This is a genomic window from Dehalococcoides sp. (assembly GCF_041654235.1).
GTDB lineage: Bacteria > Chloroflexota > Dehalococcoidia > Dehalococcoidales > Dehalococcoidaceae > Dehalococcoides > Dehalococcoides mccartyi_B.
This window is the reverse complement of record NZ_JBAZDW010000046.1, coordinates 1-9,743: the sequence shown is the minus strand read 5'-3', so window position 1 is coordinate 9,743 and position 9,743 is coordinate 1. Positions and strand designations below refer to the sequence as shown.

Below are 9,743 nucleotides of genomic sequence, written 5' to 3'. Positions count from 1 at the left end.
CTAGACTTTAATCTTAATCAAGTATTCCCCACGCATGTGGGGGTGAACCGGCAACCACGAGAACATGTTTCGGGTACATTCGTATTCCCCACGCATGTGGGGGTGAACCGATGTATTGGTAGAACATAAGGACGATTGGGAAGTATTCCCCACGCATGTGGGGGTGAACCGGACTCACTGGTAGACCGCTTCACAATCTACGTTAGTATTCCCCACGCATGTGGGGGTGAACCTTCACCAAGGGAGACCAGACTTGGTATTCCCATGTATTCCCCACGCATGTGGGGGTGAACCGCTTACGAGCTGGCTTGCTCACGGGTTAACCGAGTATTCCCCACGCATGTGGGGGTGAACCGCAATCATTATCTCTGACAAAGACGAACCCGGCGTATTCCCCACGCATGTGGGGGTGAACCGTCATTAACCCGTTTAAAACTCCGCTCTCATTTGTATTCCCCACGCATGTGGGGGTGAACCGGGGGGATATCTGTGTTGAAGGGTGTATAGAGGGTATTCCCCACGCATGTGGGGGTGAACCGGTCACAGATGCGATTTGCAGGGGTGAATAAATGTATTCCCCACGCATGTGGGGGTGAACCGCCTGACAAGGAAATCCTCCGACGATAAGGTCGTATTCCCCACGCATGTGGGGGTGAACCGTCATAACGTCCTTTGTGGGCCTGCGTATCTCGGTATTCCCCACGCATGTGGGGGTGAACCGGATACAAAAAGGGTGCACCTCTAACCATTGGTGTATTCCCCACGCATGTGGGGGTGAACCGCTACTGGATGGGCAGACAGATGAAGACCACGCGTATTCCCCACGCATGTGGGGGTGAACCGCAGATGTGACGCAATCTTCTTAATGAATAACTGTATTCCCCACGCATGTGGGGGTGAACCGGCTGGGAAGTTACAGAAGTCTTTACTGATGCCGTATTCCCCACGCATGTGGGGGTGAACCGTTGAAACTGGCCTCAATGAATGACTTCACATCGTATTCCCCACGCATGTGGGGGTGAACCGGGTATTGGCAGGAGTATAGTATAAATTACAGGGTATTCCCCACGCATGTGGGGGTGAACCGCCATCTGATTTCATTGGTAAACAACCTGAAAGGTATTCCCCACGCATGTGGGGGTGAACCGGTCTCTATTTCTCATCCTTTCCGCCGGGGAGTTCCCGCTCTCGTATTCCCCACGCATGTGGGGGTGAACCGCATGGTTTAGCAGCAGAACTCACCAAGCGTCGTATTCCCCACGCATGTGGGGGTGAACCGGCACCTGTACTGGCGGTACGCAATAGATGCAAGTATTCCCCACGCATGTGGGGGTGAACCGCACCCCAGGCGTGGCTTTCAGCGAATGCTACAGTATTCCCCACGCATGTGGGGGTGAACCGGATAAAGGTAGCCATAGGATATATCACAAAGACAACAACGTATCAGTGACTATCCTGACACCCAAAAAGCAAAGTACGTTAAATCAGTATATGTTAAAATGATTATAAAGACGCTCAACCTTAAATAAAAGGAGATTAAATAATGGTGCAAGCAATAACGAAACGGTTACCTCCTTCTTATTATAAAGGCTTAAACTACCAAATTATTTTAACAACAGACCCAGCAGGTGGCTATGTGGCTTCTATCAACGAGTTGCCTGGTTGCCTTTCGCAGGGAGAAACCATTAAAGAGGCATTAGCCAATATTAAAGAAGCAAAAGAGCTTTGGCTAGAATGTACCTATACACACAAGCAAGAGATTGAACCACCCCGCACAGAAGGGGATTTCACCCCGTTTGTCATAAAGGAAGGTTAAACCAACCAAAGGAAACGTATTCCCCACGCATGTGGGGGTGAACCAAAGTTGAGGCATTGACTCAGGCAATATGCTGTGTAGTTTCTGCGTTACCGGCCGGTAAATTGCCAGCTTACCGTGTCATTGCCGGTGGAACAGGATATTGCCCGCCTTTCAGCGCCTTGTAATTGGGATAAGATGATGGAAGTGTACTCAACTCTTGGACTCTATCCTAATGGGCATATAATGGCTAGCTTAAGGCAAAAATTAGGTAAAGGCATTTGTACCAACCGGGGTATAGAAAATCTGAAAGACGGGGATTACTTACTACTGCCGGATTGGTTATCCGCCGCCAGCGCCTCCGCGGAAAGGTAGTATTTATCACCCTTGAAGATGAACTCGGTCATATACACTGCATGGCATTCCCCGACACTTACCGGCAGAATGAGCTTACCTTCAAGCAGACTTTTCTGGTAGCAAGCGGTTATCTTTCCCGAAAAGATGGCGCTTGCAATATCGTGATTCAAAGGGTAGAAGCACTCAGCTTAGAAGCAAAAGTGCCTGCCTCAAGGGATTGGAGGTAGATGCTTTCTCTCTACCGTGGTTATACCAAGTATAGGGCAAGTATACACAGGTCTAAAGCACATCTTCTATTTGATTTTGCTATTATTACGTTCAATAGATTTAGCCATTATCCTGACAAGACCCAAGATAAAAAGCCCCCCGCCCAATATCATTATCCACTGCAGGATATGGTATTCAAGCGGACCTATTCGCAAGCCGAATTCACTTAGATCCATACCGGAAGCTGAATAAGAGGTTGCGAATAGTATCAACCCAATTATTGTAAGACTAAATCCGAGTTTCATACTAATTCTCCTGTGATTGTTATTGATATTCTTGCCATTCCAGACCCACTTGGACTTTAACCTGTTTGGAAGAAATAATAGAGAAGGTATTATCCAGAACCAGATAGTAGGTACCAGTTGGAAGATTAAGATTAAATGAAAGAGTAGTCAGTTTGCCGGAATCATAGTAGGAAGAAACCGAGTGACCATTTGACCAGTTTACAAAGGCAGTATTATCAAGTATCAGTAACCTGATATCATTGCCTGCACCACCTGAGGCATAAAAAGAGCTGATGACTTGGGTATTTTGCATAACAGAAAATATGGAAAACTGCTGGCGGTAATAAGAATTTGCCTGGACTGTAATTGTCTTGTCAGCTAAACTCATGCATTTGGTTATTGGGGGTTGACTAAAGATATTGAGATTCCCTCCGGGGGATGAATATAAGCCGTTTTGATCACACCCTGAAATACATAGTGAAAAAACTATAAGAAAAGATACCAGCGATAAAATAAGTGATTTTCGCATTATAATCTCCCTTAATCTGACTTAGGAGATGATATAACATAAACGCAATAGTATCGATAACAATCTATAACAATTAATACGTGCCTAAAACAAGCCGAGACTGTAATATTCCATAAATAAATGGAGTGTTACAATAGCCAGAAAGAAAATTGAGAAGTCAGAAACAAAGATTGAATGCGGATTTTTGTCTTTTTCAGAAGCCCAGGAATTCTTGGGCATAAGTCATCAGACAATTTATAATCTGATTAAAAAGGGATTACCCTCATATAAGCTGGGAAGTAAGCGGGTTTTCATTAAAGAAGACTTGATGAATTGGGTCAAGTCGCAGAAATCAACGCCATAATTTGCAGTAAAGAAGTGTTATAAAAATATAGTATTTTATCAGAAACACGTTCGTATTTTGTATGTTTTCGAATGAAACATTTTGCTTAAAGAAGTATGATATTGAATTCCAGTAGAATCGATTGGTATTGTCTGTTGACTTATCATCGCAAACTTGATTGATATGGTACTGAAATTATCAAACAAGTGTTCAACTACATAATTCACAATGACTGTTTCTGATAAATTTACGTAACAGGTCATCAGGAAGCAGGGATTGTCGAAATTCAATTTCTTTCAGCTTTAATTCTTTATCAACATTTATCAAAGCTCTTATTTCATCTATATAAAAAAGTGTTTGGTGCAAGGCCTTATGGGTTTCAATAATTAGTTCGAGTATTAGTCTTTCACCGCAGGTATTGATATGCCATGCTCCAAGCTGTAAACTCCAGCCAACTTTTTCCTGTGTGATATTGTAGTTAAAATCGATTCCGGAAGTTCCGCTTGCCTGTTGATCAATATCTGTGAGAATTGAATCTGAAAGGATTTCTTTTGTGGACGAGGGGATCTGGGTGGGGAAAGCGTTATCGAATATTCCATATATTGCTTTGCGTGCCTTTATTGCAGCATTTAGAAAAATAAAATATTTCATCGCCAACTCATTCAGTTTATCCCAGCAAGCATTTCAAACTAGATGCTTCTTTAAATACGGAAAAAGTGGATTATTAGTTATTGTAGAAAAGTCAGTGCCCCAATAAAGTATCTCTAGAGGGTTTTTATTGGCTAGATGATCTTGTGTAATGCCATCAATATTTAAATTTAGTTTTGAAGCTTTTATAAAATCTGGAAATAATATATTGTCCCTGAATTTCTTACCAAAAGACTCAAGGTTGTCCCAATGATGTTGAATTTCGGTTGAAGAAGATATATAAAAAGTCTGATTTGGCAGTTCAGATATACTTTGACTCGTTTTTTTAAATTCAAATGCCCACCATACGTATAATTTTTTAAGGAATTTAACATTCCAGCCTATTTTAGTTGTTATCTCATCAAAAGCTTGATCATCATTTATATTATTTATTCCCTCAAAAGCTGTGTTAGCTTGAACATAACGTGCTAAGGTGCGTTTACTCGGATATCCTTTTATTTTACTAAACTTGGAAACAGGCTCAGTAACAAATGTTGTATTTCCAATTTCTTTTCAGAATTTGATTGTTTGAGCTCTATTCATGTCAAGCCCCCAAATGATGATTCTTATTTATTAGGTTTATCCTGGTAAAAACTGTCATATTTTTGGCATAGCATTGGTTAAACCATGTACGAATGAGAAAAAAATGGGCGTATATAATCAAATCCATCAAAAGGTAATGACAGAGTTATATTACATGAAAGGGATGGTTAAATGAAGACTTTAAATCAATTGTTAAAAGAACTCTACAGGCTGGATGTCAGGGCAGATGAGGTATTGATTGGTGACTCTCTCTATCGCGCCCTTCTGTCTCAGGCCAGAGACATTGCCAACTGTACAGAGGATCAAGAGATTGAAGAACAGGATGAAGACTATGACCAATAGACAGTTTTGATACCGGATATCTCAAAGAAAGTCGTATTCAATAAAGTTGTATTCATAGGGGTGAGATGATAAATATGGATTCAAAATGCGCCGCGGGTGTGATAAGTAGCATGGTATCCTGCCGGGATACAGGAGCGGGTTTGAATCCCAGTGCGGCGCTCCATAACCTTCTGGTTTGCCCTATCCCATGGATAGCGGCTGCTCAGATTCTGGAGAGAGAGCACTATCTCCATTCATTCCCGGCCGGTACCATGCTCTGCTTCGGGGTCATGCTTGATAACCGGCTATCGGGTGCTGTTACCTTTGGGGCCGGTCCAGCCTTGGCCTATCGATTGGTGGATAAGGCCAAGGCTATAGATTGTTTGACTCTTACCAGATTCTGGTTGTCGGATGACCTGCCAAAAAACGCTGAATCCAGGGTTTTGGGAGTGTTATTCAGATATTTAAAGCGCCATACAGATTTAAAGTTTCTGGTGTCATACAGTGACCCGTCAGCCGGACACTTGGGAATTATATATCAGGCTACCGGCTGGCTTTATACCGGCCTATCATCGGCTATGCCTTTATATGATTTGGGGGATGGGCATCTCCGGCACGGGCGTTCTTTGAATAATTGTCTGGGCAGCCGTTCCCGGGAATATCTGAAATCAGCGGTATTACCCTACCCTGCCAAGGAGGTAAACAATGGAAGTCACAAATTTATCCCTAGAGATGCTCAGAGAAGCAGCCTGGAATCCGAACCAACTGGATGAAAAGATGCTTGGGAAGTTAAAACAAGGCATCACAAGGTATGGGCTGGTTGAAAATCTGGTCGTCAGACCCCAAGACGGATATTTTGAAGTCTTATCCGGCAACCAGAGACTAAAGGTACTGGCTGAACTTGGTATAGAAACCGTTCCCTGCATAGTACTTGAACTGAATGATGCTGAAGCCAGGCTTTTAACCCAGGCCTTAAACCATATTCATGGTGTAGATGACCTTGGACTGCGGGCACAGTTACTGAGGGAGGTTTTATCCCAAATAAAACAGGAAGAAGTGCTTTTGATATTGCCTGAGACCTCAGGGAATTTAACATCTCTGGCTTCAATTGGACAGGAGGATATAAGCCGGCAACTTCAAAACTGGCAGCAATCCAGGCTGACTAAACTAAGTCATCTCAAGTTCCAGTTAACGGATAATCAAAAAATAGTAGTGGAGAAAGCTATAACCTGTTTTCTACCCTCTGCCAGAGAGAATAAAAGTGATAATCCCACTCTAAGAGGACAGGCTCTATATCTATTATGTCAATCGTATTTAAGAAAGGAGTGCGAATATGGTAAATGAATCAATTAAATGCCCTGTTTGTAGCCAAGGTTTAGGAGTAAAGCTGGCCACTGGCCGGAAATCCGGTAAACCTTTGATTATGTTTGTTTGCTCAAGGGATGGCAGACACTTCAGAGGTTTTATCAGCCATCAAGAATATGTAAAGCAGGTACTGCAAAAATTGGAGAACAGTATCGTGTCAGCGAAAGCTATGGATTGATACAGGTGTGGTATTAATATGTCCGAGAGCAAGCTTGTACGGGCATTAAGGCAGGTTTCAGGCCGGGTGAGATAAGTACCCGGGGTTAAATCCCGGATGTTATTAAATATGGATAAATACAGAAACGAAGATCAGGAAAGCCGAATCGAAAAAACCGGAGAATTATCCCCGGTGGTGTTGACATGTATACACGATGCGTATACACTCTCCGCCACTTCATACCAGACCGGGGTGGACCAGTTAATGATAAAAGAATTTCTAAATGCCTTAGCCGAAGTGGCCTTATCAGTTGCATCCCGAAGGGATTATCAAAATGACTGAGTGCAAGAGAGCAGTTGCCTATGTCAGGGTATCTTCAGCTTCGCAAGTAGAGGGTTATTCACTGGATGCTCAGGAAAGGACTAGACCAGAGAGCGTATGAAGGCAAACACAACGGGAGCATACCCTTCGGTTATGAATCCTGTTGGGAGAAGAATGAAAAGGGAATACCTGCTTAAAGGGTTGGTAAGATGTTCACATTGCGGAATGCCCATGTGGGCCCAGACCTATAAGAGTGGCAACAGCTATTACAGAGAGCATAAAGCCTCAAGAAGCATTCAGGAATGTCCGGGTCATGGCGGTACAATAGCCTGCCAAGTTATAGATAAACAGGTAAGGGAACTGGTCTCAGCCATAGAGCTAGGACCAAGATGGCTTGAGGAAGTATTATCTATAATAAGTCTCAAAGATGAAGTAGATCGGGTCAAAAAAGAAAGAGATCTGACCATAACCAAACTCCATCGTATGGCTAGAGTATTCATGGATGGCCTTATACCGGAAGAAGAATACTCAAGGCAGAAGAAACTCTTGGAACTCAGTCTGGAATCACTGGTAGTACCTGACTACGACGCGGCTCAAAAAGCCGGGAATCTTATTCTTAACCTGCCTGAACTTTGGAGTAAAGCCAACTTGTCAGAGCAGAGAAAGCTTTTACTTACCATGCTGGATGCGGTCTATGTGGATGTGAAAGAGCATCGCTCGGTAATAGCAGTTAAAGCCAAGCCACCCTTCAGGCCTATCTTTCAGGTGGCAGTTTCAAAGAAAGAATCTAAGATTCATATCCTAAAAGAGCCATTAAGTCATGAACCTAGCGGCTCGTCCGTGTTTCTGGTGGAGACGGGGGAGGGTTGGCTACGGTCAGAAACACACGGGGACTGGAGTTTGGCTAGTCGTATTCCCTCAATAAAATTTAAACAGTTTAAGTTGCGGGGTATTTAATTAAACTAAAGGGTGCGGCTTAAGCCGCACCCTTTTTATACGTTTTTAAACAAACATCAGGCAAGGATTAACAGTCTGGTTTATGCAAAATGCAAATATCGGTCTACCAGCTTCTGGATTTCATCATTTTTACCGTAGAACCTCTGACTAAGGTCATTGTCATTGTATGACTTCAGAATTTTTGCCAAGCCATCAATTACAGTCGGCGGGAATACGTTGTCCTTCTCGTATATCTGGCGGTCTTTTATAAGGCATTCCGCCGAATCCCAGCAAGAAGAAGGCAATTGGGGGAGCGCCTGCTGGATTTGGTTATTTTCGTCAGCGAAAATATTAACATCAACATAAAGTTTTTTGGCTAACTCTAAGGCATTTTCCATCTCAAGCCCATGCCGGGCGGCAACGGCTAGCCCTGCCATAAGCAGGTGAATATTCGCCGATCCATCCGGGCAACGGAATTCTACTGTTTGGCTGTCGCTGAAGGCGGTGGGCTCGTCTGTTTCCTGCGGATTGGCATCCTTTGCCATATTTCCCACGTTTAACCAGCCTAGAGGCACACGCACCAGAACAGAGCGGTTGCGGTCACCCCAGCATATATTGGTAGGAGATTCCTGGTGGGGTACCAGTCTGAGGAATGAGAGCGGGACAGTGTTTCCAAGGGCAGTTAGTGACGGAGCCAGTCTTAGGTAACCGGCAATGGCCTTGCGTGCTGTTTCGCTGAGACCACCACCGTTAATCAGTGCATTTGTGCCATTATTCATCAATTTGGTATGTACATGCAGGCCGCTTCCAGCGTGGCCAACCAGAATTTTTGGTGCAAATGTTACCACAACCCCGTGTTTGTGCCCCATCATCCGCAGTATCCACTTGGCAATAACCAGCTGGTCGGCGGCGTCTTCAACTGGCACAGGCAGAAATTCTATCTCATTCTGTTCCATCTCGTGCTCTTCGTTAAATATGTGACCAACCTCAGAATGGCCGTATTTTATACGGCCTCCCGCCTTGGCTATTGCCTGCATTGCCTCGTATCTTAAGGTTTCCCACTTGCAGAAAGGGGCTGATTCCTGGTAGCCCTTTTGGGTTGTAGCGGGATACTGGTTTTGTTTATTTGCTATCACGTAGTATTCCAGTTCACCCATAGCTTGAAAAGTCAGGCCGGTGCTTTTCAGCAACGACTGGTTGGCTTTTTTAAGAATATTCTCAGGGGAACTCGGCAGAGGAGTGCCGTCTTTCGTATAGTACGAACATAACAGTTCGAGTGTCGGTGTAGTCGAGAAAGGGTTAACAAAAGCAGTTTTGTAGCGAGGAACAATATACAGGTCACTTGAAGCTGAATCAATGTACGAAAAGAGGCTTGAACCGTCAACTCTTTCGCCGGCGGACAATACCCTGTCCAGTTGCGGCTTGCTACTTATTACAAAATTCAAGGTTTTTAAGCGACCGTCACCACCCAGGTGCCGAAAATTAACAGCTTTAATGTTATTGTCTTCTATAAATTTTATCAGGTCTTTTTTAGTGAATTCTTCGGGAGGTTTTCCTAAATGCTGAATTACCGGGTTTGGGTTTAGGGCTATGCTATCATTTACCATATTTCCATTGTTCCTTTTCAGATAATTTTAATGATAATTGCTGTGAAATTTTATTATTGTTCTCTTCTATCACATCTCCTATTAAATCCGATAAGGAGTTGTATATATCACTTTCAGCAATTTGCCGGCTTGATAATGACCTTTTGAACAGTGCTTGAACTTCAAACCGATCTAACCCAAGTTTAGTCATACGTTTCTCCTTTGGAATTTGTCTCGGCAGGATAAAATGTTTAGTACAGCCAGTAAAATTGACAATAAAGGGTTTGCCTATTTTTTACAAACTTCGTGCTGGGTGCATGTGTTTTTGCTCTT

The 9,743-nt window shown here is 43.5% G+C and carries 12 protein-coding genes, 1 pseudogene and 1 CRISPR repeat array; of the genes and pseudogenes, 8 read left to right on the top strand and 5 right to left on the bottom strand.

Annotation, left to right across the window (positions count from 1 at the left end; genetic code table 11):
* Positions 1-21: 21 nt before the first annotated feature.
* Positions 22-1,401: a CRISPR direct-repeat array (repeat unit 29 nt; unit sequence GTATTCCCCACGCATGTGGGGGTGAACCG).
* A gap of 142 nt (positions 1,402-1,543) precedes the next feature.
* Together WC259_RS06210 and WC259_RS06205 are read left to right on the top strand one after the other, a co-directional pair.
* Positions 1,544-1,816, top strand: a complete 273-nt coding sequence (locus WC259_RS06210; RefSeq protein ID WP_012984521.1) for a type II toxin-antitoxin system HicB family antitoxin — start codon at positions 1,544-1,546, stop codon at positions 1,814-1,816.
* 260 nt (positions 1,817-2,076) lie between these two features.
* On the top strand, positions 2,077-2,379 hold the full coding sequence (locus WC259_RS06205) for an OB-fold nucleic acid binding domain-containing protein (RefSeq protein WP_015407299.1): 303 nt from the start codon (positions 2,077-2,079) through the stop codon (positions 2,377-2,379).
* Between the two features lie 66 nt (positions 2,380-2,445).
* On the opposite strand, the gene WC259_RS06200 is transcribed toward WC259_RS06205, so the two are convergent.
* The gene (locus WC259_RS06200; protein ID WP_015407298.1) at positions 2,446-2,664 is read right to left on the bottom strand and encodes a hypothetical protein; all 219 of its coding nucleotides are present in this window, start codon (positions 2,662-2,664) and stop codon (positions 2,446-2,448) included.
* Between the two features lie 19 nt (positions 2,665-2,683).
* Entirely contained in the window at positions 2,684-3,031 is a 348-nt protein-coding gene (locus tag WC259_RS06195; RefSeq protein ID WP_119215567.1) for a hypothetical protein, read from the bottom strand.
* Between the two features lie 325 nt (positions 3,032-3,356).
* Here WC259_RS06195 and WC259_RS06190 point away from each other — a divergent pair, with 325 nt between their 5' ends.
* Positions 3,357-3,515 carry a helix-turn-helix domain-containing protein gene (locus WC259_RS06190; RefSeq protein WP_158406032.1) on the top strand — a complete coding sequence of 53 codons (159 nt, stop codon included), beginning with the start codon at positions 3,357-3,359 and terminating at the stop codon, positions 3,513-3,515.
* 189 nt (positions 3,516-3,704) lie between these two features.
* Here the strand turns inward: WC259_RS06190 and WC259_RS06185 are convergent, their stop codons facing one another.
* Complete coding sequence (locus WC259_RS06185) at positions 3,705-4,145, bottom strand: hypothetical protein (RefSeq protein ID WP_015407296.1); 441 nt, start codon at positions 4,143-4,145, stop codon at positions 3,705-3,707.
* Positions 4,146-4,895: 750 nt separating this feature from the next.
* On the opposite strand from WC259_RS06185, the gene WC259_RS06180 reads away from it, so the two are divergent.
* The 5 genes and pseudogenes from WC259_RS06180 to WC259_RS06160 all read left to right on the top strand — a co-directional run.
* Positions 4,896-5,066, top strand: a complete 171-nt coding sequence (locus WC259_RS06180) for a hypothetical protein (RefSeq protein WP_015407295.1) — start codon at positions 4,896-4,898, stop codon at positions 5,064-5,066.
* Positions 5,067-5,140: 74 nt separating this feature from the next.
* Positions 5,141-5,818: a hypothetical protein gene (locus WC259_RS06175; RefSeq protein ID WP_034376189.1), complete on the top strand. Its 678-nt coding sequence runs from the start codon at positions 5,141-5,143 to the stop codon at positions 5,816-5,818.
* A complete protein-coding gene (locus tag WC259_RS06170) occupies positions 5,751-6,389 on the top strand; it encodes a ParB N-terminal domain-containing protein (RefSeq protein WP_034376130.1) in 639 nt (212 codons plus the stop codon). Before WC259_RS06175 ends, WC259_RS06170 begins: the two co-directional genes overlap by 68 nt.
* A 307-nt stretch (positions 6,390-6,696) precedes the next feature.
* On the top strand, positions 6,697-6,909 hold the full coding sequence (locus WC259_RS06165) for a hypothetical protein (RefSeq protein ID WP_149867375.1): 213 nt from the start codon (positions 6,697-6,699) through the stop codon (positions 6,907-6,909).
* A 159-nt stretch (positions 6,910-7,068) separates the two neighbouring features.
* Positions 7,069-7,845: pseudogene (locus WC259_RS06160) on the top strand (zinc ribbon domain-containing protein); the annotation flags it as partial.
* 80 nt (positions 7,846-7,925) lie between these two features.
* Here the strand turns inward: WC259_RS06160 and WC259_RS06155 are convergent.
* On the bottom strand, positions 7,926-9,431 hold the full coding sequence (locus WC259_RS06155; RefSeq protein WP_011309935.1) for a glutamine synthetase family protein: 1,506 nt from the start codon (positions 9,429-9,431) through the stop codon (positions 7,926-7,928).
* The gene (locus tag WC259_RS06150; protein ID WP_012984537.1) at positions 9,421-9,621 is read right to left on the bottom strand and encodes a hypothetical protein; all 201 of its coding nucleotides are present in this window, start codon (positions 9,619-9,621) and stop codon (positions 9,421-9,423) included. Before WC259_RS06150 ends, WC259_RS06155 begins: the two co-directional genes overlap by 11 nt.
* Positions 9,622-9,743 lie beyond the last annotated feature (122 nt).